This window comes from Pseudomonas oryzihabitans, from assembly GCF_007665395.1.
In the GTDB taxonomy this organism is placed as follows: domain Bacteria; phylum Pseudomonadota; class Gammaproteobacteria; order Pseudomonadales; family Pseudomonadaceae; genus Chryseomonas; species Chryseomonas psychrotolerans_C.
In genome coordinates this window covers 40,948-63,439 of the sequence record NZ_VDND01000003.1, presented here as the reverse complement: position 1 = coordinate 63,439, position 22,492 = coordinate 40,948, and the positions used below count along the sequence as shown (strand labels likewise).

General features: G+C 68.6%; 21 protein-coding genes and 1 pseudogene. 14 read left to right on the top strand and 8 right to left on the bottom strand.

The features are described 5' to 3' along the window. Positions 1 to 168: 168 nt before the first annotated feature. The 3 genes from FSV73_RS07865 to FSV73_RS07855 are packed head-to-tail and all read left to right on the top strand — an operon-like array spanning position 169 to position 3,624. Complete coding sequence (locus FSV73_RS07865) at positions 169 to 3,024, top strand: DUF748 domain-containing protein (protein ID WP_145006399.1); 2,856 nt, start codon at positions 169 to 171, stop codon at positions 3,022 to 3,024. A 19-nt stretch (positions 3,025 to 3,043) separates the two neighbouring features. Next, positions 3,044 to 3,328: a DUF2845 domain-containing protein gene (locus tag FSV73_RS07860; protein WP_145006396.1), complete on the top strand. Its 285-nt coding sequence runs from the start codon at positions 3,044 to 3,046 to the stop codon at positions 3,326 to 3,328. Next, positions 3,325 to 3,624, top strand: a complete 300-nt coding sequence (locus FSV73_RS07855; RefSeq protein ID WP_145006393.1) for a DUF2845 domain-containing protein — start codon at positions 3,325 to 3,327, stop codon at positions 3,622 to 3,624. The genes FSV73_RS07860 and FSV73_RS07855 overlap by 4 nt, the downstream gene beginning before the upstream one ends. 981 nt (positions 3,625 to 4,605) lie before the next feature. Here the strand turns inward: FSV73_RS07855 and FSV73_RS07850 are convergent. Beyond that, the gene (locus tag FSV73_RS07850; RefSeq protein ID WP_145006389.1) at positions 4,606 to 5,388 is read right to left on the bottom strand and encodes an NAD(P)H-dependent oxidoreductase; all 783 of its coding nucleotides are present in this window, start codon (positions 5,386 to 5,388) and stop codon (positions 4,606 to 4,608) included. 85 nt (positions 5,389 to 5,473) lie between these two features. Here FSV73_RS07850 and FSV73_RS07845 point away from each other — a divergent pair, with 85 nt between their 5' ends. After that, complete coding sequence (locus tag FSV73_RS07845) at positions 5,474 to 6,373, top strand: LysR family transcriptional regulator (RefSeq protein ID WP_145006386.1); 900 nt, start codon at positions 5,474 to 5,476, stop codon at positions 6,371 to 6,373. On the opposite strand, the gene FSV73_RS07840 is transcribed toward FSV73_RS07845, so the two are convergent. After that, on the bottom strand, positions 6,366 to 6,878 hold the full coding sequence (locus tag FSV73_RS07840; protein ID WP_145006383.1) for a nucleoside 2-deoxyribosyltransferase: 513 nt from the start codon (positions 6,876 to 6,878) through the stop codon (positions 6,366 to 6,368). The genes FSV73_RS07845 and FSV73_RS07840 overlap by 8 nt on opposite strands. A gap of 181 nt (positions 6,879 to 7,059) precedes the next feature. On the opposite strand from FSV73_RS07840, the gene FSV73_RS07835 reads away from it, so the two are divergent. Then, complete coding sequence (locus tag FSV73_RS07835; protein WP_145006380.1) at positions 7,060 to 7,761, top strand: glutathione S-transferase family protein; 702 nt, start codon at positions 7,060 to 7,062, stop codon at positions 7,759 to 7,761. Positions 7,762 to 7,789: 28 nt separating this feature from the next. Here the strand turns inward: FSV73_RS07835 and FSV73_RS07830 are convergent, their stop codons facing one another. Continuing rightward, positions 7,790 to 8,839, bottom strand: coding sequence for a glycoside hydrolase family 5 protein (locus tag FSV73_RS07830; RefSeq protein WP_145006377.1), 1,050 nt, complete (start codon positions 8,837 to 8,839; stop codon positions 7,790 to 7,792). A 612-nt stretch (positions 8,840 to 9,451) separates the two neighbouring features. Here FSV73_RS07830 and FSV73_RS07825 point away from each other — a divergent pair. Then, positions 9,452 to 11,167 carry a GGDEF domain-containing protein gene (locus tag FSV73_RS07825; protein ID WP_145006375.1) on the top strand — a complete coding sequence of 572 codons (1,716 nt, stop codon included), beginning with the start codon at positions 9,452 to 9,454 and terminating at the stop codon, positions 11,165 to 11,167. On the opposite strand, the gene FSV73_RS07820 is transcribed toward FSV73_RS07825, so the two are convergent. Next, positions 11,164 to 12,609 carry a PLP-dependent aminotransferase family protein gene (locus FSV73_RS07820; RefSeq protein ID WP_186309184.1) on the bottom strand — a complete coding sequence of 482 codons (1,446 nt, stop codon included), beginning with the start codon at positions 12,607 to 12,609 and terminating at the stop codon, positions 11,164 to 11,166. The two genes, FSV73_RS07825 and FSV73_RS07820, sit on opposite strands and share 4 nt — an antisense overlap. Positions 12,610 to 12,698: 89 nt before the next feature. Between FSV73_RS07820 and FSV73_RS25980 the strand changes: the two are divergent. After that, positions 12,699 to 12,875 (top strand): annotated as a pseudogene (locus FSV73_RS25980) (hypothetical protein); the annotation flags it as partial. 95 nt (positions 12,876 to 12,970) lie between these two features. On the opposite strand, the gene FSV73_RS07810 reads toward FSV73_RS25980, so the two are convergent. Both FSV73_RS07810 and FSV73_RS07805 read right to left on the bottom strand, forming a co-directional pair. Continuing rightward, complete coding sequence (locus FSV73_RS07810; RefSeq protein ID WP_145006369.1) at positions 12,971 to 14,017, bottom strand: metal-dependent hydrolase; 1,047 nt, start codon at positions 14,015 to 14,017, stop codon at positions 12,971 to 12,973. A gap of 3 nt (positions 14,018 to 14,020) precedes the next feature. Then, positions 14,021 to 14,770, bottom strand: coding sequence for an alpha/beta fold hydrolase (locus tag FSV73_RS07805; RefSeq protein WP_145006365.1), 750 nt, complete (start codon positions 14,768 to 14,770; stop codon positions 14,021 to 14,023). 141 nt (positions 14,771 to 14,911) lie between these two features. Here FSV73_RS07805 and FSV73_RS07800 point away from each other — a divergent pair, with 141 nt between their 5' ends. Then, positions 14,912 to 15,616 carry a glutathione S-transferase N-terminal domain-containing protein gene (locus FSV73_RS07800; protein ID WP_145006362.1) on the top strand — a complete coding sequence of 235 codons (705 nt, stop codon included), beginning with the start codon at positions 14,912 to 14,914 and terminating at the stop codon, positions 15,614 to 15,616. Between the two features lie 83 nt (positions 15,617 to 15,699). Here the strand turns inward: FSV73_RS07800 and FSV73_RS07795 are convergent, their stop codons facing one another. Further along, entirely contained in the window at positions 15,700 to 15,966 is a 267-nt protein-coding gene (locus FSV73_RS07795; RefSeq protein WP_145006359.1) for a DksA/TraR family C4-type zinc finger protein, read from the bottom strand. 118 nt (positions 15,967 to 16,084) lie between these two features. Between FSV73_RS07795 and FSV73_RS07790 the strand changes: the two genes are divergently transcribed. The 5 genes from FSV73_RS07790 (at position 16,085) to FSV73_RS07770 (ending at position 19,485) form a co-directional block, all read left to right on the top strand. Beyond that, a complete protein-coding gene (locus FSV73_RS07790) occupies positions 16,085 to 16,801 on the top strand; it encodes a CDP-diacylglycerol diphosphatase (RefSeq protein WP_145006356.1) in 717 nt (238 codons plus the stop codon). 22 nt (positions 16,802 to 16,823) lie between these two features. Then, positions 16,824 to 17,036 (top strand): hypothetical protein, encoded by a 213-nt coding sequence (locus FSV73_RS07785; RefSeq protein ID WP_145006354.1) that lies wholly within the window; start codon positions 16,824 to 16,826, stop codon positions 17,034 to 17,036. Positions 17,037 to 17,277: 241 nt separating this feature from the next. After that, the gene (locus FSV73_RS07780) at positions 17,278 to 17,919 is read left to right on the top strand and encodes a TIGR04211 family SH3 domain-containing protein (RefSeq protein WP_437179269.1); all 642 of its coding nucleotides are present in this window, start codon (positions 17,278 to 17,280) and stop codon (positions 17,917 to 17,919) included. 102 nt (positions 17,920 to 18,021) lie between these two features. After that, positions 18,022 to 18,609 carry an NUDIX domain-containing protein gene (locus FSV73_RS07775; protein ID WP_145006348.1) on the top strand — a complete coding sequence of 196 codons (588 nt, stop codon included), beginning with the start codon at positions 18,022 to 18,024 and terminating at the stop codon, positions 18,607 to 18,609. Positions 18,610 to 18,612: 3 nt separating this feature from the next. After that, on the top strand, positions 18,613 to 19,485 hold the full coding sequence (locus tag FSV73_RS07770; RefSeq protein WP_145006345.1) for an oxygenase MpaB family protein: 873 nt from the start codon (positions 18,613 to 18,615) through the stop codon (positions 19,483 to 19,485). A gap of 870 nt (positions 19,486 to 20,355) precedes the next feature. On the opposite strand, the gene dbpA is transcribed toward FSV73_RS07770, so the two are convergent. After that, positions 20,356 to 21,729 carry an ATP-dependent RNA helicase DbpA gene (gene dbpA, locus FSV73_RS07765; protein WP_145006342.1) on the bottom strand — a complete coding sequence of 458 codons (1,374 nt, stop codon included), beginning with the start codon at positions 21,727 to 21,729 and terminating at the stop codon, positions 20,356 to 20,358. Between the two features lie 127 nt (positions 21,730 to 21,856). Here dbpA and FSV73_RS07760 point away from each other — a divergent pair, with 127 nt between their 5' ends. Continuing rightward, the gene (locus tag FSV73_RS07760; RefSeq protein ID WP_145006339.1) at positions 21,857 to 22,489 is read left to right on the top strand and encodes a glutathione S-transferase family protein; all 633 of its coding nucleotides are present in this window, start codon (positions 21,857 to 21,859) and stop codon (positions 22,487 to 22,489) included. Positions 22,490 to 22,492 lie beyond the last annotated feature (3 nt).

Genomic DNA, 22,492 nt, shown 5'->3' with positions numbered 1-22,492 from the left:
ATAAGATTTCAGCTCTTTGAAAGGCAGACTATTCCCCGCGAATGCCCGCCAGACGGTCGCAGAGCGACCACCAGAGGTCGAACCACGCCGCTTTTGGGACGGCGACCGCCCTTGCCGCCCGGGGTCGCATGCCATAATCCGGCCACCTCCGCCGCCCTAGATGCCTGCATGCCCAGAATTGTGAAAGCGAGCCTCGTCCTGCTCGTGCTCTTGGCCCTCTACAGTCTGCTCGGTTTCCTGGTCGGGCCTCGGCTCGCCCTGCACTACCTCAACCAGACGCTCGCGGAGCGCCTCACCCAGCCGGCCAGCCTGCAGGCGCTGAGCTTCAATCCCTTCACCCTGGAGGTGCACGCCGAGCGCCTGCTGATCGGCCCGGCGGAGCGGCCGACCCTGGCCGCCGAGGGTTTCTACGCCAACCTGCAGTGGGACAGCCTCTGGCGGCGCACCCTGCACCTGACCGACGTGCGCCTCGACCAGCCCCGGGTCGATCTGCGCATCGCCAAGGGCGGCGCGGTCAACCTGGCGCAGCTCTGGCGCAGCGATCCGGCCACCGCAACCGCCGCGCCCGCGCCCGCTACGGCCGAACCGAGCCAGCCCTTCCCGCTGCACATCGAGCGCATCGCCCTGGTCGGCGGCCAGTTGCACTTCCTCGATGCCCAGGGCGCCCAGCCGGTGGACGTCACCTTCACCCCGCTGGACGCCCAGCTGCAGGAGTTCCGCACCCGCAGCGGCGACACCCCGGGTCAGCTGGCGTTGACCGCCACCACCGCCCAGGGCGGCCAGCTCACCTGGAAAGGCAGCCTGGATCTGCTGCCGCTGCGCAGCGAGGGTGACCTGACCCTCAAGGGCGTGAGCCTAGCGCCCTGGTGGCCCTATGTGCGCAACCAGCTGCCCCTGGCGCTGGGCAAGGGCCGCCTGGAGGCCAGTGCCCATTACCGACTGGACCTGGCCAAGACCCTGCAATTGCAACTCAGCCAGGGCCGGCTGACGCTGGACGACGTCGCCGTGCAGGCAGTGAACGCCGAACCCAAGGCCAGCTTCAAGCGCCTGGCCGCCGAGGGCATCGCCCTGGATCTGCAAAAACACGAGGTCGCCATCACCCGCCTGCGTGGCGCGGGCCTGGATGCCTGGGGCAATCGCGAGCAGGACGGCAGCCTGGATTGGCAGAAGCTGTTCCCCCGCAGCGATGCGCCCAGCAGCGGTCCGGCCTGGCGCGTGAAGCTCGACGACGTCCAGCTCGGCGACAACCAGCTGCACCTGGTGGACCGGGTCCCCCCGGAGCCGGCCAGTCTGTACTTCAGCGGCCTGGACCTGGCCGTGAAGGGCTTCGATACCGCCAGCGACCAGCCCTTCGGCCTGGAGATCAAGACCACCCTGGGCGATCGCGGTCGCATCACCGCCAGCGGCCAGCTGGCGCTCACGCCCCTGCAGGGCCATTTCGACGTCGGCATCGACGAACTCAACCTGCGCCAGGCCCAGCCCTATCTCAGTCCCTATGTGCGGCTGGAGATCCGCAGCGGCCAGCTGGCCAGTCGGCTCAAGGTGGCCCTGGCGCCCGGCGAGCCCCTGGACCTCGGCGTCAGTGGCGCGGCCCAGGTCACCCAGGTGCATGTGCTCGACACCCTGCACCAGCAGGACTTCATGCGCTGGCAGTCGCTCGACCTGCAAGGCATCGCCTTCCAGCTGGGCAAGCGCCTGGTCATCGACCGGATCGACCTGGAGAAGCCCTATGGCACCCTGGTGATCAACGAAGACCTGAGCAACAACTTCAGCGCCTTGCTCGTCCCCCAGCCCAAGACCGAATCCAAGGACGCCGCGCCCCCGCTGCAGATCCGCATCGGCGGGGTGAACATCAAGGACGGCAGCGCCGACTTCGCCGACAACAGCCTCAAGCCGGGCTTCGCCACCAATATCCAGTCCCTGGAAGGCGGCATCGGCACCCTCGACACCGCCGCCTCGAAACCGGCCGACATCCACCTCGCCGGCAAGGTCGATCGCTTCGCCCCGGTGGAGATCAAGGGTCGCCTCGACCCCCTCGATCCCTGGCAGCAGTTGGACGTGACCGCCTACTTCCGCCAGGTCGAGCTGACCACCCTGTCGCCCTACACCGGCAAGTTCGCCGGCTACGCGGTGCGCAAGGGACGCCTCGACCTGGATCTGCAATACCGCATCGACGACGGCAAGCTGCAGGCGCAGAACCACGTGGTGCTCGATCAGCTGGAGCTGGGCGAGCGGGTGGACAGCAAGAACGCCGTCGACCTGCCGGTGCGCCTGGCGGTGGCCCTGCTCAAGGACAGCCACGGCCGCATCGACCTGCGCCTGCCGGTGGCGGGCAATCTCGCCGACCCCAACTTCAGCGTCATGCCGGTGGTCTGGCAGACCCTGCGCAACGTGCTCAGCCGCGCCGTCCAGGCGCCCTTCCGCATGCTGGCGGGGTTGGTCGGCGGGCACGAGGCCGACCTCAGCGCCATCGACTTCGCCCCCGGCAGCACCAGCCTTTCCGCCCAGGCCCGCGGCGAACTGGACAAGCTGGCGGCGGCCCTGCGCCAGCGGCCGCAGCTGACGGTCGAGGTCAAGGGGCATGCCGGCACCGCCAGTGACGGGCGCGCCCTGGCCGCCAGCCAGCTGGAAAAGGACTTCCAGACCCAGTACTTCAACCTGCTGCAACGCCGCGGCGACAAGGTGCCGGCTGATCCTAGCCAGCTGCAGGTCCCCGCCGACATGCGCGCGCCCCTGCTGGAAGGCCTGTACCGCCTGCGACTGCAAGCGCAACCCCCGCAGGAATGGGATAGTCTTGACGATGCCACCCGCACGGCCCGCTTGCGGCAGGCGGTGCTCGAAGCCTGGAGCGGCAACGATGGCCTCCTGCGCAGCCTGGCCCAGCAACGCGCGGGCGCCATCAAGACCTATCTGGTGGACACGGCGAAACTGGATGCCCAGCGGGTCTACCTGCTGGATGTCAGCACTCAAGCCCAATCCGGCGAGTCGCCCACGGCCGCGCAACTGCAGCTGGGGGTGCTCTGACCGGCCAGGAGACCTCTGCATGCGTTGCCTGCTCGCCGCCTTCACCCTGCTGGTCGCCACCGGCGCCGCCGCCGATTCCATGAGGTGCGGCAACGCCCTGGTCAGTCGCGGCGATCGCGCCTTCGAAGTCCTGCAGAAATGCGGCGAGCCCGCCCACCGCGACCTGGTGGGCTACGAGCTGGGCCGCAACGAGCGCCGCGAGGCGGTGATCGAGGAATGGGTCTACGGCCCCAGGAACGGGGCCAACTACATCCTCACCTTCGAAGCCAACCGCCTCACCCGCATCGAGTTCCAGCGCCAATGACCGCCCGCCTCCTGCTCCTCTCGCTCCTGCTCCTCACCGGTGCCACCCAGGCCGCCTCCCTGCGCTGCGGCAGCGCCCTGGTCTCCGATGGCGCCACCACCCACGAGGTGCGTGACAAATGCGGCGACCCGCTGAGCGTCACGCCCCTGGGCGAACGTCAGACCACCGATGCCTACGGCTATCGCCAGGTCGAATTCGTCGAGGAATGGTCCTATGGCCCCTGGAACGGCATGCTCTTTTTCGTCACCTTCCGCGGCGGCCGGCTGGACCAGGTGGACAGCAAGCGGGCCAATTGAGGGCGCTTGCGGGGCGGTGGACGAGGCGGCGCCGTCGTCCACCCTACCATTCCCATGCCTCGCGGAATCGCTCCCTCTCCCCTGGGGAAAGGACTGGGTGAGGGCATCTTCGTAGGTTGGGTTGAGCGTAGCGAAGCCCAACATCACTCAAGGCCCCGCCCCGCTGTTGGGCTTCGCTGCGCTCAGCGCCAACCTACCAAAGCCAGGCCTGGGCTAACGGCCCCGCCCCACGCGGGATCGCCCCCTCTCCCCAGGGAGAGGGCTGAGTGAGGGCATCTTCGTAGGTTGGGTTGAGCGTAGCGAAGCCCAACATAACCAAGGCCCCGCCCCGTTGTTGGGCTTCGCTGCGCTCAGCGCCAACCTACGTCCCAAGCCCAACCTGGGCTGGCGGCCCCGCCCCACGCGGAATCGCTCCCTCTCCCCTGGGAAAGGCCTGGGTGAGGGCATCTTCGTAGGTTGGGTTGAGCGTAGCGAAGCCCAACATCACTCAAGGCCCAGCCCCGCTGTTGGGCTTCGCTGCGCTCAGCGCCAACCTACCAAAGCCAGGCCTGGGCTAACGGCCCCGCCCCACGCGGGATCGCCCCCTCTCCCCCTGAGAGGGCTGGGGTGAGGGGAAGCGTCGTAGGTTGGGTTGAGCGCCAGCGAAGCCCAACATAACCCAAGGCCCAGCCCCGTTGTTGGGCTTCGCTGCGCTCAGCGCCAACCTACGTCCCAAGCCCGACCTAGGCTGGGCTGGCGGCCCCGCCCCACGCGGGACCACCCCCTCTCCCCCTGGGAGAGGGCTGGGGTGAGGGCATCTTCGTAGGTTGGGTTGAGCGTAGCGAAGCCCAACATAACCCAAGGCCCCGCCCCGTTGTTGGGCTTCGCTGCGCTCAGCGCCAACCTACGCCCCAAGCCCGACCTGGGCTGGCGGCCCCACCCCACGCGGTACCACCCCCTCTCCCCCTGGGAGAGGGCTGGGGTGAGGGTATCTCCGCCTCCTCACTCCTCCCGCAGATGAATCCCCAACCCCGTCCGCCCTGGCGCCAGGTCAGGCCGCAACGTCAGCGCCGGGATCTCGTAGTCGCCGCCATTCTGCCGGCGGAACGCCAGCGGGGTGTCCGTCGCGAGGCCGTCGAGGCGGGCGCCATAGGCCTGGCAGAGCCGCTCGAACCCCGCCGCGTCCACCTTGCTGGTGCGATAGACCGCGAACGGCGGCAGCACGCTGAAGCCGGGATAGAAGAGGATGCCGTGCTGGATGGGGAAGAGGATATCGTCCAGGCCGCCGTTGATGCCGCGACCGCTGTAGTGCGACTCCCAGCCACCGCAGGTCACCACCAGCAGGGCGCGCTTGCCGGCCAGGGTGCCTTCGCCGTAGCGGTCGCCCCAGTGGTTGTCGCTGTGCTCGCCCACCCCATAGGCGAAGCCGCAGGCGTAGACCCGCTCCACCCAGCCCTTGAGGATGGCCGGCAGCGAGAACCACCACAGCGGGAATTGCAGGATCAGGGTATCGGCCCACAGCAGCTTGGCCTGCTCGGCCGTGATGTCCGCCGGCTGCTCGCCGCGGGCATAGGCCCGCTGGGAGTCGGCGACGGCGTCGAAGGGCGCGCCCGGCGCCAGGTGCGGCGCATCCGCCGCGTCCAGGGTGGCTTTCCACCCCATGGCATAGAGGTCGGACACCTGCACCTCATGGCCGGCGGCCTGCAGATGGGCGACGGCGAAGTCGCGCAGGGCGCCGTTGAGGGAGCGGGGTTCGGGATGGGCATAGACCAGCAGGACCTTCATGGCGATCACCTCATGGGAAGAGGTGACCAGGCTAGGTCCCGCTGAGGTATGCTGGAAATGAATTACCGAAACAGCAGCCATTGCCATGCACAATAGCCTGCGGCGCCTCGACCTCAATCTGCTGGTGACCCTCGACGCCCTGCTCGCCGAGCTCAACGTCACCCGCGCGGCGCGGCGGCTGAATCTGGCCCAGCCCACGGTGAGCCTGCAACTCGGGCGGCTGCGCCAGTTGCTCGACGATCCCCTGCTACTGCCCGGCCCCCGCGGCATGCGCCCGACCGCGCGCGCCTCGGCCCTGCGCGAACCGCTGCGCCAGGCCCTGGCCGCGCTGGATGAGGCCCTGGCCCCGGCCGCCCGCTACGACCCGGCGCGGGCCGAACGCACCTGGCGCATCGCCGCCAGCGACCATAGCGCCACCACCCTGCTGACGCCGCTCCTGGCCGACCTGCGCCAGCAGGCTCCCGGCATCCGCCTGGCCCTGCTGGACAAGAAACCCGACCTGCTCGCCGAGCAACTGGACGGTGACCGCCTGGATCTCGCCCTGGACGTGGCCGATGCCGCCGCGGCCGGTCTGCGCCAGCGCCTGCTGTTCACCGAACGTTACCTGCTGGCCGGCCGCCGGGATCATCCGGCGCTGCAGGCCCCGGTCTCCCTGGAAACCTTCTGCGCCCTGGACCAGGCGCTGGTCTCGCCCAGCGGCGGCGGCTTCGCCAGTGTCACCGACCGCCTGCTGGCGGAGCACGGCCTGCAGCGGCGGGTGGTGCTGTCGGTACCGCACTTCTCCACCCTGGCCAGCGCCCTGGTCGCCAGCGACCTGGTGGCCCTGCTGCCGGCGCAGATCGCCCTCACCCACCCCGGCCTGCAAACCCAGCCACCGCCGCTGGCCATTCCCGGCTTCGACATGCTGCTGCTCTGGCCCGAACGCTTGCACCGCGACCCGGCCCATAGTTGGTTACGCGACCGGATCGTCGCCAGCCTCAGCTAGCGAGCAGCTCGCGCAGCGCGATCAGCGCCTCGGCCGGGCCGCCCACCACGATGGTCGCCGGCACCGCCAGCATCAGGTTGAGCGGCAAGCCGAATTCCTCCAGCGTCCACCCCTGGCGATCGAGCTGCCCCGCCCCGACCTGCTCGGGATGCCGTTGGCGGATGCGCTCGGCCAGGCTGCCGGCCTCCGGTACGTAGCCCACCACCGGCTTGCCCAGCGCCACGGCGTAGCCCACCTCGAAACAGGTGCCGCTGTCGGGCTCGGCGCCGCGAAAGAAGTCCAGGCTGGCCAGCACCCCGTCGGCCTGCTGGATCAGGGCCAGATTCGCCCGGTAGATCCAGGCCGCCTGCTCGCGCGGATCGGTCAGCGCGGCCGGCAGGGCATTGTCCAGGGGAAACAGGCCCTGGCAGCCCTGGGCGGCGCACAGCGCCTTGAGGCGTTCGCCGTGGGCCACGGCATCCGGCCGAAAGACCTCCGGTCCGGCCAGATAGAGTCGCAGGGGCATGGGGGAATCTCCGGCAAAAAGGGCGAGTCTAGTGCAGCGGCGTCCAATCGCCTCTCTGTATCGACGGCATGCACAGGCTTGCTTTCCGTCACGCCGCGCCGCCCATCATCCTGCGCGTCCCGGAGCGAACCGTGGCTGGCCACTGGCAGTCGCACCCTTGATCACCTCCCTGGAGTTCGTCATGTCCAAGCTACGCCTCTACACCTCGCCGTCCGCCTTTCCCAATCCGCAGCGGCTGCGCCTGTTCATCCACGAAAAGGGTATCGCCGACCAGTTCGAAGAGGTCATCCTGAAGATGGCGCCCGAAGGCGAGCAGCGGCAGTGGCAACACCTCAAGCGCAATCCCTGGGGCGAGACCCCGACCCTGGAATTCGCCGAGGGCGGCTACCTGGCCGAGAGCGCGGCCATTGCCCGCTACCTGGACAACAGCTATCCCGGTCGCAAGGTGCTGGGCGAGACGCCGCTGGAGCAAGGCCAGGACGCCATGTGGAACGACCGCATCTTCGTCCATGTGCTCTATCGCATCGTGACCATGTTCCATGTGCAGCACGAAGGCCTCGGCCACAAGCTGGAGCTGACCCACAATCCGCAATGGGGCGAGCATTGCCGCAAGGAGGCACTGATGCACGCGGCGCTGGTGGATCGCCACCTGGCCGATGGCCGCGAGTGGCTGCTGGGCGGCTCGGCGCCGACCTTCGCCGACATCACCCTGTGCACCGCCATCGCCTTCTCCAAGTTCCCCACCAACCAGACGCCGCTGGACGAGCGCTTCGAACACCTGGCGGGCTTGTGGGCGCGCTGGCAGCAGCGTCCGAGCTTCCAGGCGGCCTACGCCGACGGCAACAGCGGGTTGCCGGAGCTGGCATCGCTCACGCGTTCCTGAACCACCTAGGGCACCTTCGGCCCGGGTCTCAGCTACCCGGGCCGAAGGCGCTGCAGGAGGTGTTGTCCAGATAGCCCTTGAGCGTCGCCCACTGCGGCCGGGCGGTGACGCCGTCGGTCGGCTCCACCGACAGGGCATAGCTACCCCAGCCCGGGCCGGCCGCCCAGTAGGTGGCAGGGATGCAATAGCTCTTGAGATAAGCCAGCATGTTGGCCAGGGCGGTGTAGTAACCGCTGTTGGTGTCCGGTACCCCGACCTCGCCGATGTAGCCCTTGCGGTTGTTCTTGCGCAGCCAGTCGACGAAGGGCTTGACCCGCTCCACCCCCACCTGGGGATCGACGCTGGTCACCGCGGTGGTATAGGCGCCACCGCCGTCGGCGTCGAAGTAGGTATGGGCCTCGAAGATCAGCTTGTTGGCCGGATCGGTGAGGGCGAGCAGGCTGTCGTTGTAGCGCGGCCAATAGAAGCTGCTGGCCCAGGCATTGCCCTCGATGAAGATCGGCCGGGTGTTGTCGATGGCCCGCACCCCGTTGATGCCGTATTGCGCCGCGGTGGGCCAATAGGCCAGCGCATCGTGCGGCTCGTTCATGATGTCGTAGCCGTAAAGGGCGGACTGCCCGCTCCAGCGCGTGGCGATGCGGGTCATGACGTTCTGGTAGGCGCTGTAGGGCACGCTGCTGGTCCCTATGATGTTGCCGCGGTACCTCATGTAGTTGTGCAGATCCAGCACCATCTTCACGCCATACTTGGCGGCATAGGCGAAGCTCTGGTCGACCAGCGCGGCATAGGTGCTGTCCAGCTCGCCGTTCAGCGTCGGCTGCAGCCGCTCCCAGATGATCGGGAACCGCACGAAGGTCACCCCGCGCGCCTTCCACTGCTGGAAATGCGCTTCGCTGGGGAAGATGTAGTTAGTACCGTTGACCCCCGGCAGCACCTGGGGGGCGAAACCGGCGCCGGAGAGATTGATGCCGACCAGGTCGACACCCGCCTGCACGGGCGCGGCGAGGGCGAGGGACAGCAGCGCGGCGCCGAGCAGGCGCGGCCGGGAAACGGAGAGAGCGGCGGTAGCGGAAGTCATGAGATCACCGATGGCAACGGGAAAACCAAGCGGAATCGATTCATCCCAAGGGATGAGGATTCCCGTTCAGGAGGACTAGGTCCTCGGCTCGACTCGATGTCCTTCCGGTGACACCGACCAGCGTTCTTGCCTGGGAGGGCTGGCGGGCAAATGCCTGTGGATACTACGAACAACGTCCACTGCTCGACGAAGGCGTCCCGTAAACGCCAGGACGCCAGCCAGGTCAATTTAACGTCGTCAAATTTCCCTATATCCAAAGTCTTAGTGCCGCTTGGTCGGTGGAGCAATACTGGCAAATCGCTTTTCGCCCGAACGGCCTATTTCGCCGCCTGAATGCCATTTTTAGCCTCACGTTTGCCGACGTTATACCGGCAAAGAGCCACTCTTCTTGTCCGGGCGGATACCCTCGACTTCGTGGTGGCTGCGCCAGCGCCCCAGACCTATCCGTCCAGCGCCTCGTCCAGGCTACGACCGTTCGCCCCTCGGGCCTTCCGTTCCGCCGATTTTCCGTGGTTCACCCGCCATCCCTGCCGTTAGAATTTCGCCCAGGCTGCGCCTGTCCCGGCCATTCCCTTCGCTGCCCTGTGGGCACGTTTCATCCGGTGCCGATCAATGTCTGGCCGTTTCCAATTGACCGCTCACCTCACCCGGCTGACCAATGTCCTGCTGGTGCTGACCTCGCTCGCCACGGGCTGTGGCATGGTTCTGATCGTCCATCACGCCTATGAAAGCGCGGCGAACCTGGCCCTGACCCGCGACCAGTTGCCGGTGTACCAGGAGGCGCTGCGCCTGATGGAAGCCGTCTCCGGCGAACGAGGGCCGACCAACGCGATGCTCGGCGGACGCGGGGGCGATCCCCAGAAGCTGAGCCAGGCACGCGCCCTGAGCGACGAGCGCTTTTCCCGTCTGCAGGCCTTGCTGCAGGACTGCCCGCAGTGCAGCGTGACCCTCGGCCAGACCGCAAGCGGCTTGCGCAGCCTGCAGCGGGCCCGGAGCCAGGTGGACCTGGTGCTGCAGGCCGCGGGGAAAGCGGATGAGACGGCCGTCGCCGCTGCCGTCGACGGCATGTTCCGCGCCTTCGACGACAACGTCGTCGCCGCCGACCTGACCCTGCATGATCTGGTCAGGCGCACCCCGGCGATCGCCATCTGCCTGGTGAATGCCAAGCTGGCCGCGCGACTGCGGGACACCGCGGGACGCCTGGGTTCGCTGCTGACACCCGCGCTGCAGGCCGGACGACCGCCCAGCGCCGCCGAGCAGATCCAGCTCGAGCAGACCCAGGGGCGAATCGGCCAACTGGTGGACCTGCTGCGCGGCAACCTCGACCTGGACCCCGGCAGCCCCGAGCGCAGCCGCTTCCTGCAGGTGCAGGAAAGCTACCTGGGCGCCGGTCTCGCAGGCTATCGCCAGACGCTCGCGGCGCTGGCCGCCGGCACCGCGCCCAGCGCCGCCGCCTTCGCCAGCGGCTACGTGCCGACCATGGCCAGCATCCTCGACCTGCGCGACACCGCGCTGCGGCTATCCGGCGGCGAGGTCGAGCGCCTGGCCGGCGAAGCGCGGCTGCGCCTGCTGCTGACCCTCGCCGCCGCGCTGGGCATCCTGCTGGCGCTGGGTACCGGATTGCTGCTGCTCAAGCGGCGCCTGCTCACCCCGCTGCTGGCCAACACCCAGCGCCTGCTCAGCCTCAGCCGTCTTCATCGCCCGGCCGGCGCGGTGGCCGCGGACGATCCCCGCAACCTGTTCGCCGCCTTCGAACAGCTGGAGCAGGAGCTGCAACAGGCCGACCAGTTGCGCCAGGAACGCGATGCGCTCATCGCCGAGCTGGCGACCCGGGCGGAGACCGACTATCTCACCGGGCTGGCCAACCGCCGCGCCTTCGAGCGTCAGCTGGCCCAGGGCATGGCCGAGACCCCGCACTACCTGGCGGCCATCGCCTTCGACATCGATCATTTCAAGCGCATCAACGACACTTACGGCCATGCCACCGGCGACCTGCTGCTGCAGCAACTGGCGCAACGCTGCGGCTCCCTGCTGCGCCAGGGCGACCGCCTGGCCCGCATCGGCGGAGAGGAATTCGCCGTCCTGGCCGACGTCAAGCATCCCGCCGAAGCCCTGGCGCTGGCCGAACGGCTGCGCCAGGGGATCGCCGAGACGCCCTTCGACGCGGGTCCGACGGAGGCTCTGCCGGTGACCGCCAGCTTCGGTGTGTCCGTGACGGCACGCCAGGAGCCCGGCACCCAGGGGCGCCTGCTGGCCGAGGCCGACGCCGCGCTCTACCGCGCCAAGCACCGCGGGCGCAATTGCAGCGAGGTCGCCGAGCCCGGCTAGACCAGTGCCGGCGCCGGAACCGTCAGGACCTCGCCCAACAGCCGGCACGCCGTCTCGCCCACCCGGCGCACCCCCTCTTCCATGCCGGGCCGCTGGGCCTGGGCATAGTTCAGCCGCAGGCAGTTGCGGTACTTGCCGGACGCGGAAAAGATACTGCCGCAGGCGATCTGCACGCTCTGAGCCAGCAGCTCGCGGTTGACGCCGTGGCTGTCGCAGGCCTCGGGCAGCTCCACCCAGAGCAGGAAGCTGCCCTGGGGCTGGCTGATCCGGGTACCGGCGGGAAAGTAGCGTTGTACCCAGGCGCTCATCAGGTCGCGATTGCGCTGGTACTGGGCGCGCATCCGCCGCACGTGGACGGTGTAGTGGCCGGCGGCGATGAACTCGGCGATGGCCAGCTGCGGCTGGGGCGCCGTGCAGCCGGTGCCGATGTACTTGAGATGGAGGATGCGCTCGGCATAGCGCCCGGGCGCCACCCAGCCGACCCGCAGCCCCGGCGCCAGGGTCTTGGAGAAGGAGCTGCAAAGGATCACCCGGTCGTCTTCGTCGAAGGCCCTGAGTGCCCGTCCCCGCGGATAGCTGTAGAGCAGGTCGCCATAGACATCGTCCTCGATCACCGCCAGGTCGTGCTTGCGCGCCAGGGCCAGCAGTTGGCGCTTGTTCGCCTCCGGCATGCAGTAGCCCAACGGGTTGTTGCAGCTGGGGGTGAGCTGGATGGCGCGCACCGGCCACTGCTCCAGGGCCAGCTCCAGCGCCGGCAGGCTGATGCCGGTGCGCGGATCGGTGGGGATCTCCAGCGCCTTGAGGCCCTGGCCCTTGAGGGTCTGCATCACCCCGTGGAAGGTCGGCGAATCCACCGCGACGATATCGCCCTCCTGGCAGGTGGCGCGCAGCGCCGTGGCCAGCGCCTCGTGGGCGCCACTGGTGATGACGATGTCGTCGGCGGTGAGCACGCAACCGGCATCCAGTTGCAACCGCGCCACCTGTTCGCGCAGCGCGGCCACGCCCTGGATGCTGTCGTAGGACAGTCCGGCATTGCCCGGCCGCCGGGCGATGCGCGCCAGGCCGGCGAGCAAGGGCGCCAGGGTCGGCGCCTCGGTATCCGGCAGGCCGCGGCCGAGCTGCACCCGCACCGAATCGGGGGTGGAGGTCATCAGTTCGCGTACCGGCTCCCAGCCGGACACCTCCACCGGCCAGCGCGCCGGCCGGGTCACCCGCGGCAACTCGATCACCCGCCGTTCCAGCCGGACGAAATAGCCGGACTTGGGTCGCGGCTCCACCAGGCCACGATCCTCCAGCAGGCGATAGGCCTGCTGCACCGTGGCCAGGCTCACCCCGTGCTCCTGGGCCAGGGCGCGTACCGACGGCAGGCGTTCGCCCGGTCGATAGAGGCCCTGTTCGATACGGCGGCCGAGCGCATCGGCCAACAACTGGTAGCGGTTCATGCCCGGACTATAACGGCGAAGCCCGCGCGGCCGCGCCATACAGATGGCCACGCGTAACACCATACAGCCGTGCGCTGTATGGCGGCTGTATGGCGGACAACCGCCACGCCTGGACCTGCCCGCCGAGAGCTCTACGGCGGAGCATGGAGACAGACAGGAGAGACGCCATGCCCAGACCCCCAAGCCTTCATGACCAAACCCACACCGCCGGCTGCTGGCTGTTGTTCCGGCGCCACCTGAACACTCGCCGCGCCCTGCTGGACCTCACCGACAAGGATCTGGCCGACATCGGCGTGGATAGAGTGGCGGCCCTGCACGAGGCCCAACGGCCCTGGTGGCGCGTACTGATCGAGGCCTGGCGTCAGTCCGGCAGGCGCGACAGCCGCGCCGCCCAGTCGGCCACGGGGGCCGGCAGCTCGGGGTGCCAGAGCCTGCGCCAGACCACCGCCAGCTGCTCCCGCCCGCCGCGTTCGCGCGGCCATAGCGAGGGCTCGGCGACCAGTCGCCAGTCCGTGGCGTCGCGCTGAGCCAGGACGAACCGGAAGGTGTGGTAGCCGGTGGCACCCAGCCGCAGGTCGGTCACCACCAGATCGTCGCCCAGGCGGTCGTAGCGTAGCCAGTCGTCGGTGAACCAGCGCAGGCGCTGTTCGGCCGGCGACGCGGCGAGGATGGGCGCCAGCTCGCCACCGCGAGGCAGGCTCACCAGCTCAGGGGGACGCCCGTCGAACAGCCCTACCCAGGCTTCCCGGTAACGCTCCGGCCCGTCGTCCACCATGACCCGCCACAGCAGGCTGGTGAAGGGCAGCGGCGCGCTGAACAGCCGGGCGTCCTGCTGCCCCTGGGCCGCCAGTGCCGTGCGTACCTGGCGTTCGGCGCTGTATTTGGCCAGCAGCGTCCAGCCCAGGTAGGTCGTGGAAATCAGCAAGGCCGCCACGGCCAGGCGCGGCGAGCGCCCGCGCGGACCTGCCAGCAGCCCGGCCAGCACCGCCAGCAGCAGCGGCAGGGTATAGAGCGGATCGATGATGAAGATGCTGGACCAGGCCACCGGGGTGGTCGGCAGCGGCCAGAACAGCTGGGTACCGTAGGTGGTGAAGGCATCCAGCAACGGGTGGGTGACGAGCACCAGCCAGAGGGTGAGGAACAGGCGCCCTCGACCGTAGCCCGGGTCGCGCCAGCGGCCGCAGAGCCAGGTGAGCAGCAGGGCCAATCCGGTCAGCACGAACAGGGAATGGCTGAAGCCACGGTGGTAGGTCATCTCGTTGACCGCATGGCCGTAGTCGATGAACACATCGAGGTCCGGCAGGGTGCCCAGGGCGGCGCCATACAGCAGCGCCCGTCGCCCCTGCCAGCGACCGAGCAAGGCGGTCTGGACGGTGGCGCCAAGGACGGCCTGGGTCAGCGAATCCACCGGTCAGAGGTCCTTGGCGAAGTCGAGCATCAGCCGCGCCAGGGCCTGGGGCGTCTGCAGCGGCATCAGGTGGCCGGCGCCCGGGATCACCTCCAGGCGGCTGTTGGGGAAGGCCGCCAGGGTGGTCCGGCGTTGCTCCTCCGGCCCCGGTACCTGTTCGTCATCCGCGCCGCAGATCAGCAGCACCGGATAGTCGAGCGTGGGGATACGTTCGCTCCAGTCCTCGCGGCTGCCATGATCGACCCAGGCGCGCCAGGCGGCCAGATTCAGGCGCTGGGCATCGGCGATGACCACCTCGCGGATGGCCTCAGGCAGGCGGTGGGCACTGGAGTCGTCGACGAAGGCCTCGGCTTCCGCGCGGGTCTTGCCGTAGGCGCGCTGGGCGTCACGATCCGCTTCGCTCATGGGTTGCGGCCCGGGCGGCGAAGGGGCGACCAGGATCAGCCCGGCAAGATACTCCGGTCGCCGCGCCGCCAGGACCACGGCGACCTTGCCGGTCATCGAATGGCCGACCAGGATGCAGCGCGCCAGGCCCAGGGCGCGGATGCTGGCATCCACCCGATCGGCCATCTCCGCCACGCTGTAGCCCTCCACCTCGGCCGCATCGCCAAAGCCCGGCGTATTCAGTGCCACGCAGTGATGCTCGCCGTCCAGGTAGGGCACGGTGGGAAACCAGGTGCGGTGGGAGCCACCGAGAAAGTGCATGAGCACGAAGGTGGGCGAACCGCTGCCCTGCTGGCTGTGGGGGAGCATTGGGAAACCTCGGTGCTGAAAGGCGGACGTTAGAGAGATGGAGAGTTCGGCATCGCGCTAAGTTCCGCTTCGCTCGGCACCGGGCAACCCGCCTCGCGCCCAGGGGTCTCATCCTGCACCGCCCTTCCCAAGGAGCCTGCCATGGCCGATCTGTCGCGCTTCCCCATCACCCGCCGCTGGCCCGCCCAGCACCCCGAGCGCCTGCAGCTCTATTCGCTGCCCACGCCCAATGGCGTCAAGGTCGCCATCCTCTTGGAAGAGCTCGGCCTGCCCTACGAGGTGCATCGCATCGATTTCGGCCAGGACGACCAGCACACCGCGGAATTCCTGTCGCTCAGCCCCAACAACAAGATTCCCGCCATCCTCGATCCCCAGGGTCCTGGTGGGGAACCCCTGGGGTTGTTCGAGTCCGGGGCCATCCTCCTCTATCTCGCGGAGAAGACCGGGCGCTTCCTGCCGCAAGATCCGGCCCTGCGCTACCAGGCCATCCAGTGGCTGATGTTCCAGATGGGCGGCATCGGTCCCATGTTCGGCCAGCTCGGCTTCTTCACCAAGTTCGCCGGCAAGGACATTGAGGACAAGCGGCCACGCGACCGCTACGTGGCCGAAGCCCGACGCCTGCTGGGCGTGCTGGATGGCCAGCTCGAGGGACGGGCCTGGATCCTCGGCGACGACTACGGCATCGCCGACATCGCCACCTTCCCCTGGATCCGTGCCCTGCTGGAGGTCTACCAGGCGGACAAGTTGGTCGGCTTCCAGGACTTCACCGAGGTCCGCCGCGTACTGGACGCCTTCCTTGCCCGCCCCGCGGTGCAGCGCGGCCTGCGCATACCGGCGGCGCCTTGATAGTTGCCGATGACCGACTTCAGTTGCGCGGACAATGGCAGGAAAATAGCCTGGTCTTCATCCAGTCGAAGGCTGGTCTGCCGCTAACGCAACTGACTGTCCTTACTGCCCCGGCGGTTGTAGCCGCCGGCGCGCTGGTCCTCGGCGTCCTGCTCGGACTGGCAGCGGATGCACAGGCGCACGCCCGGCACCGCCTGGCGGCGCGCCTCGGGGATGGCGTCGCCGCACTCCTCGCAGTGGGTGAGGCTCGCGCCTCGATGCAGACGGCTGCGGGCACGCTGCACCGCATCGTCCACCGTGCTGTCGATCTGATCCTGAACCGCGCCGTCTCCGGCCCACCCATTGGCCATGGCTGACTCTCCCCTGCGCTCCGCTGATAGCCATTGGAAAGGCCGCTCGCCCAGATGTTCGCTGCCGTCCAGCGCCCGCGGGTCGTGGCGGCGAACGCTGTCGCTGCTGGTACTGGGCATGACGCTGGCAGGCTGCTCCAGCCGCGAGCTGCTGCGCCAGGTCACGGCGGGGATCTGCGTGCCCAATGCCCAGCTCACCGGGCAGCCCGCGCCCTGTCGCCAGGTCGTCACCACGCCTGGCTTCGCCGTACTGCGCGCGCCGGGCGAACGCCAGCATTTCATCCTGGTCCCGCTGAGGCCCCTACGTGGCCTGGAGAGTCCGGCCCTGTGGCAGTCCGGCCAACCCAACTGGTTCGGGCTGGCCTGGCGCCAGCGCTGGTACCTGAGCGCCTGGGGTCCGGCGCCGGTGGCCGATGAGTTCGTCGGCCTGGCGCTGAATGCGCCCAGCGGCCGCAGCCAGGATCAGCTGCATGTGCACCTCGCCTGCCTGAAGCCCGCGCTGCGCCAGCAGCTCTGGCAACTGGCCCCCGAGCTGGACGACCAGTGGCGGGCGCTACCGGTGGCCCTGGCCGGCAGTCGCTATCAGGCGCGGCGCCTGAGCGAAACCCAGCTGCTGGCCGCGGACTTCTTTCCCGCCCTGGCCGCGGACCCGCCCTACCCCGTGCCGGATCCGCGCCTGTCGCTGGCCCTGGTGGCCCTGCCGAGCCGGGATGCCAGTCGCCACTTCCTGCTGCTGGCCGGGCGCGCCGGCAGCCAGCCCGGCGACCAGGGCTCGGCGGAACGGCTGCTGGCGGCGGACTGCCAGGGAACGACCGCGGCCCCGGCGACTCAATAGCGCCAGCCCGCCAGGAGGCCCCATGCCGCCGGAATTCCACGAACTCTTCGCCTTCATCGACCAGCTGCTCGCCTGGTCGGACTTCTATCTCAAGTGCGGCCTGCTGCTTTGCGGCGTAGGCATGGTGGCCGGTGCCCTGGCCTGGAAACGCTGGTGGGGCAAGGCGCTGGCTTTCGGCAGCGCCGGGCTGGGGGTACTGGCCGCCCTTGGCCTGGACCTGCTCAATCGGCTCTGAGCCGCCACGGCCTGTCCCGACCTCGCCCGCTGCCTTTCGCTGGCAGCCGTATGGCGGCAAGATGACACTGGCCGTCGCTTTCCCCCGCCAAAGCTTGAACTGTTTCACCGTCTCGCACAGAGAGCGCTACGGGTTGGCGGATAGATCGCGGCAGCTTGCTAGGGTACTGCCCCACAATAATCCGGCCTGGTCACCACGGCCTTCATCTTTTCAGCTCACGCATACAGACCCGATCATGCCCATGTCCCCATCTCGCCTGCTGTCCCGCCTTCCGCATCTCGGCCTCTGCCTGGCCGCGTCCCTCGCCTCCTTCGCCGGCACCGCGACCGCCCAGGAAAACACCACGCGCTGGGTCAGCGACAGCCTGACCACCTACGTCCGCAGCGGTCCCACCGATGGCTACCGTATCGTCGGCACCCTCAAGTCCGGGCAGAAGGTCGAGCTGATCAGCACCCAGGGCGACTACAGCCAGGTGCGCGGCGAAGGTGGCAGCACCGTCTGGATTCCCAGCAGCGACCTGCAGGCCAAGCCGGGCCAGGCCGAGCGCCTGCCGCAGCTGGAACAGCAGGTGGCCGAGCTGAGCGGCCAGCTCAAGACCATCGACGACAGCTGGAAGAATCGTGTCCAGGGCATGCAAGAGACCCTGGACTCGCGCAAAAAGCAGATCGACGAGCTGGAAAGCCGTCGCAAGGACCTCGACGCCCAGCTCACCCAGGCCCAGTCGGACCTGCGCAGCACCCAGGCCAAGCTCGGCAACGAGAACAAGCAGGCGCTGATGCAGTACATGGTCTACGGCGGCAGCATCGCCGGCGCGGGCCTGCTGGCCGGCCTGATCCTGCCGTCCATGACCCGCGGCCGGAAGAAGAACGACCGCTGGTTCTAACGTCGTCCTGGCGGCTGGGCGGACCCGGCGGCGGCGGTCCGCGCCTCACGGAGGCGCGACTTCTGCTACCGTGGCCCGACGCCTTCCGCCAAGACGAGTCCCATGCCCGATACTCCCCGCTTCCGTATCCAGCAGGTCGAGACCCTTTCCGCTGACTGGGGCCTGCTGAAGAAGACCACCTTCGACTACCTGCGCCGCGACGGCAGCTGGCAACGCCAGACCCGGGAGACCTACGACCGCGGCAACGGCGCCACCATCCTGCTGTACGACCGCGAGCGACGCACCGTGCTGCTGATCCGCCAGTTCCGCCTGCCCACCCTGGGCAACGGCCTGGACGACGGCCTGCTGGTGGAAACCCCCGCCGGGCTGCTGGACAAGGCGGCGCCCGAGGCGCGCATCAAGGCCGAGGTGGAGGAAGAGACCGGTTACCGCCTGGACAATGTCCAGCACCTGTTCGACGCCTTCATGAGCCCTGGCTCGGTGACCGAGCTGCTGCACTTCTTCGCCGGTGAATACCGCGCCGACCAGCGCATCGCCGAGGGTGGCGGCCTGCACGAGGAAGGCGAGGACATCGAATTGCTGGAACTGCCCTTCGACGAGGCCCTGGCCATGGCGCGGGACGGTCGGCTGGTGGACGGCAAGACCATCATGCTGCTGCAGTACGCCGCCCTCTATGTGCTGCCGCGCTAGGCCATGGAGGCGATCCGGAGCCACATCGAGCGGCAGGCGATGAGCCTCACCGGGCTGGCGCTGGGCGAAGTCGACTACGAGCAGCCGCCAGGCGATCCCGGGCTGTTCGGACCGGGCAGCGTGCCCTGGCGCATCCACAGCGACTTCACCTGCATGCTGGTCGGCGGCATCGCCGCCCTGCTCATGCAGACACTGCACCCACTGGCCCTGGCCGGCGTCTGGGACCACTCGACCTTTCGCGAAGACATGCTCGGCCGCCTGCGGCGTACCGGTCAGTTCATCGCCGCCACCACCTTCGGCAGCCGTGGCGACGCCGAGCGGCTCATCGCCCGGGTCAAGGCCATCCACAGGCACATCAGGGGCCAGGCCGCCGACGGCCGTCCCTACAGCGCCGAAGACCCGGCGCTACTGACCTGGGTCCATGTGGCCGAGGTCAGCCATTTCCTGGCGGCCTATCTGCGCTATTTCGATCCCCAGTTGCCGGGTGCCGAACAGGATCGCTACTACGCCGAGATCGCCCTGGTGGCCGAGCGCCTGGGCGCCATCGATGTCCCCCGCTCACGCACGGAGGTCGCCGCCTACTACCAGGCGATCCGCCCGGAACTGGTGTGTGACGAGCGCAGCCGCGAGGTCTGCCGGGTGCTGCTGCAGGCCCCTGCACCCAGCACCCTGGCCAAGCCGTTCGGCAAACTGATGATGAGCGCCGGTATCGACCTGCTGCCCGACTGGGCCAGCACGGAACTGGGTTTCCACCAGGGTCCGCTGCGTCGGCGGGTGATCCGTACCGGTATCGGCACGACCGCGACCGTGCTGCGCTGGGCGGTGCGCGACAGTTCTTCGCACCGGGCCAGACGGCGGATGGGAATCGAGGTTTGATCGTGGCCTTGGCGGTCCGCCGATGCGGTCGCCCATCGAAGGCCTATGAAGACGAACACCTGCTCGGATGGCCCCTCTCTCCCAGAGAGAGGGTTGGGGTGAGGGCACGCCTGCAACGAAGTCTAGTGGAAAAGGCTCCGCCGTTTTCCACGCTACGGCGCCACGACAGCGGCGATGCCTTGCGCGTAGGTGGGGCTGAGACAGCTCCATCGTCGAAGCCCAACGGCCCAGGGTACGATTCTGGGTACCGTTGGGCTTCGCTGCGCTCAACCCAACCTACGTCCTGTCCGCACTGATAGCCCCCTCTCCCCCTGGGAGAGGGTCGGGGTGAGGGCGTGCCTCGTGACGAAGTCCCAGCCCCGTAGGTTGGGTTGAGACGGCTCCATCGTCGAAGCCCAACAGCGGGAGCCAGGCCTGGGGCAATGTTGGGCTTCGCTGCGCTCAACCCAACCTACGTCCTGTCCGCACTGATAGCCCCCTCTCCCCCTGGGAGAGGGTTGGGGTGAGGGCGCGCCTCGCGACCAAGTCTAGTGAAAAAGGCTCCGCCGTTTTCCACGCTACGACGCGACGAAAGCGGCGATGCCTTGCGCGTAGGTTGGGTTGAGACAGCTCCATCGTCGAAGCCCAACGGCCCCGGGTGCGACTTTGGGCACCGTTGGGCTTCGCTGCGCCCAATCCAACCTACGTCCTGTCCGCGCTGATAGCCCCTCTCCCCCAGGGAGAGGGTTGGGGTGAGGGCGCGCCGCGCAACGAAGTCCCAGCCCCGTAGGTTGGGTTGAGACGGCTCCATCGTCGAAGCCCTACAGCGGGAGCCAGGCCTGGGGCAATGTTGGGCTTCGCTGCGCTCAACCCAACCTACGTCCTGTCCGCCTACAGCATCCTTACCTTGATCGAGCGCCCCTTGATCTTGCCCTCGCTCAGGCGCTGCAGCGCCTGGCGGGCGATGTCCCTTTCCACGGCGACGAAGGCCTGGTGGTCGAACAGGGTGATCTTGCCGATCTTGGCGCCCGGCAGGCCGGCGTCGCCGGTCAGGGCGCCGAGGATGTCGCCGGGGCGCAGCTTGTCCTTCTTGCCCGCCGCCAGGGCCAGGGTATGCATCACCGGCACCAGCGGCTCGACCGTGTCGCGCAGGGCGCCGAGCGGCTGCCAGTCCAGCGGAGTACCCTGCTGGGTCTCGATGGCCTGGGCGCGGCTGGCCTCGGCCGGCGCTACCAGCGACAGCGCCAGGCCCTGCTCGCCGGCCCGGCCGCTGCGGCCGATACGGTGCACGTGCACCGCCGGATCGCGGGACAGCTCGACGTTGATCACCGCCTCCAGGCCGGCCACGTCGATGCCGCGCGCCGCCACGTCGGTGGCCACCAGGACGCAGAGGCTGCGGTTGGCGAACATCGCCAGCACCTGGTCACGCTCGCGCTGCTCCAGGTCGCCATGCAGGGCGGCGGCGGAGATGCGCTGGGCGTGCAAGGCTTCGACCACTTCCTGGCATTGCTGGCGGGTCTGGCAGAAGGCCACGGCGCTGGCCGGGCGGTAGTGGCGCAGCAGGCGCACCACGGCGCCCAGGCGGTCCTGGGCGGTGATCTCGTAGAAGCGCTGGCGAATCTGGCCCTCGCTGTGCTGGCTCTCGACGCTGATGCGCAAGGGTGCGCGCAGATAATCCTCGGCCAGCCGCTCGATGCCTTCCGGATAGGTGGCGGAGAACAACAGCGTCTGCCGGCGCGTGGGCGTCTGCCGCAGGATGTCGGCGATGGCCTCGACGAAGCCCATGTCGAGCATGCGGTCGGCCTCGTCGAGCACGGCGACGTTGAGGCCGTCCAGCACCAGGGTGCCCTTGCGCAGATGCTCCTGTACCCGACCCGGGGTGCCGACGATCACCTGGGCGCCATGCTCCAGGGAGGCGATCTGCGGACCCAGCGGCATGCCACCGCAGAGGGTGAGGATCTTGAGATTGGGCGTGGTCCGCGCCAAGCGTCGCAACTCCCGCGCCACCTGGTCCGCCAGCTCGCGGGTCGGGCACAGCACCAGGGCCTGGCACCCGAAATAGCGCGGATTGAGCCCGGTCAGCAGGCCAATGCCGAAGGCGGCCGTCTTGCCCGAGCCGGTCTTGGCCTGGGCGATGAGATCCTGGCCCTTGAGGATGATGGGCAGGCTGGCCGCCTGGATGGGCGTCATGCTCAGGTAGCCAAGCTCGGCCAGATTGGCCTGCATGGCCTCGGCCAGTGGCAGGGAGTCGAAGGATGAGGGCACGGAAGTCCTGTGAAACGGCTCGTAAAGGTTTACCAGTCTAGCAGAAGGGCACCTTTTCTCTTGTACGTGGACGCTGAACCAGCGCCTACCTATGCTAGGGGGTACGACAACCCAAGGAAGTTTCTCCATGTTCGACCGGCCCGTGCTCTATACCCACCCCATGTCGCGCGGACGCATCGTGCGCTGGTTGCTGGAGGAGCTCGGCCAGCCCTACGAGGTACAGCGGATCGACTACGGGCCGGCGATGAAATCGGCGGCCTACCGGGCGATCAATCCCATGGGCAAGGTACCGGCATTGCGTCATGGCGCCGCGCTGGTGACGGAAACGGCGGCCATCTGCGCCTATCTCGCGGACGCCTTTCCCGCAGCCGGTCTCGCCCCGGCCCTCAACGACCCGGCCCGTGGCAGCTACTACCGCTGGCTGTTCTTCGCCGCCGGCCCGCTGGAAGCGGCGACCACCAACCAGGCCCTGGGCGTCACCCTGCCCGAGGATCCACAGAAGCGTGGCGCGGTAGGCTACGGCAGCCTCGCCGAGGTGCTCGACACCCTCGACGCCGCGCTGGCACCGGGTGAATACCTGGTGGACGACCGCTTCACCGCGGCGGACGTCTATGTCGGCGCCCACCTGGCCTGGGGCATGGCCTTCGGCACCATTGACAAGCGACCGCACTTCGAGCGCTACGTCGCCGGCCTGGTGGCCCGGCCGGCGGCCATCCGCGCCCGCGAGCTGGACGACGCCGAGCTCGCCACCCTCAATTGAGCC

Bases quoted from the DNA above. Each gene is read 5' to 3' on its own strand.
- FSV73_RS07865 (WP_145006399.1), top strand. From the start codon at position 169: ATGCCCAGAATTGTGAAAGCGAGCCTCGTCCTGCTCGTGCTCTTGGCC.
- FSV73_RS07860 (WP_145006396.1), top strand. From the start codon at position 3,044: ATGCGTTGCCTGCTCGCCGCCTTCACCCTGCTGGTCGCCACCGGCGCC.
- FSV73_RS07855 (WP_145006393.1), top strand. From the start codon at position 3,325: ATGACCGCCCGCCTCCTGCTCCTCTCGCTCCTGCTCCTCACCGGTGCC.
- FSV73_RS07850 (WP_145006389.1), bottom strand. From the start codon at position 5,388: ATGAAGGTCCTGCTGGTCTATGCCCATCCCGAACCCCGCTCCCTCAAC.
- FSV73_RS07845 (WP_145006386.1), top strand. From the start codon at position 5,474: ATGCACAATAGCCTGCGGCGCCTCGACCTCAATCTGCTGGTGACCCTC.
- FSV73_RS07840 (WP_145006383.1), bottom strand. From the start codon at position 6,878: ATGCCCCTGCGACTCTATCTGGCCGGACCGGAGGTCTTTCGGCCGGAT.
- FSV73_RS07835 (WP_145006380.1), top strand. From the start codon at position 7,060: ATGTCCAAGCTACGCCTCTACACCTCGCCGTCCGCCTTTCCCAATCCG.
- FSV73_RS07830 (WP_145006377.1), bottom strand. From the start codon at position 8,839: ATGACTTCCGCTACCGCCGCTCTCTCCGTTTCCCGGCCGCGCCTGCTC.
- FSV73_RS07825 (WP_145006375.1), top strand. From the start codon at position 9,452: ATGTCTGGCCGTTTCCAATTGACCGCTCACCTCACCCGGCTGACCAAT.
- FSV73_RS07820 (WP_186309184.1), bottom strand. From the start codon at position 12,609: ATGAACCGCTACCAGTTGTTGGCCGATGCGCTCGGCCGCCGTATCGAA.
- FSV73_RS07805 (WP_145006365.1), bottom strand. From the start codon at position 14,770: ATGCTCCCCCACAGCCAGCAGGGCAGCGGTTCGCCCACCTTCGTGCTC.
- FSV73_RS07800 (WP_145006362.1), top strand. From the start codon at position 14,912: ATGGCCGATCTGTCGCGCTTCCCCATCACCCGCCGCTGGCCCGCCCAG.
- FSV73_RS07795 (WP_145006359.1), bottom strand. From the start codon at position 15,966: ATGGCCAATGGGTGGGCCGGAGACGGCGCGGTTCAGGATCAGATCGAC.
- FSV73_RS07790 (WP_145006356.1), top strand. From the start codon at position 16,085: ATGACGCTGGCAGGCTGCTCCAGCCGCGAGCTGCTGCGCCAGGTCACG.
- FSV73_RS07785 (WP_145006354.1), top strand. From the start codon at position 16,824: ATGCCGCCGGAATTCCACGAACTCTTCGCCTTCATCGACCAGCTGCTC.
- FSV73_RS07780 (WP_437179269.1), top strand. From the start codon at position 17,278: ATGTCCCCATCTCGCCTGCTGTCCCGCCTTCCGCATCTCGGCCTCTGC.
- FSV73_RS07775 (WP_145006348.1), top strand. From the start codon at position 18,022: ATGCCCGATACTCCCCGCTTCCGTATCCAGCAGGTCGAGACCCTTTCC.
- FSV73_RS07770 (WP_145006345.1), top strand. From the start codon at position 18,613: ATGGAGGCGATCCGGAGCCACATCGAGCGGCAGGCGATGAGCCTCACC.
- FSV73_RS07760 (WP_145006339.1), top strand. From the start codon at position 21,857: ATGTTCGACCGGCCCGTGCTCTATACCCACCCCATGTCGCGCGGACGC.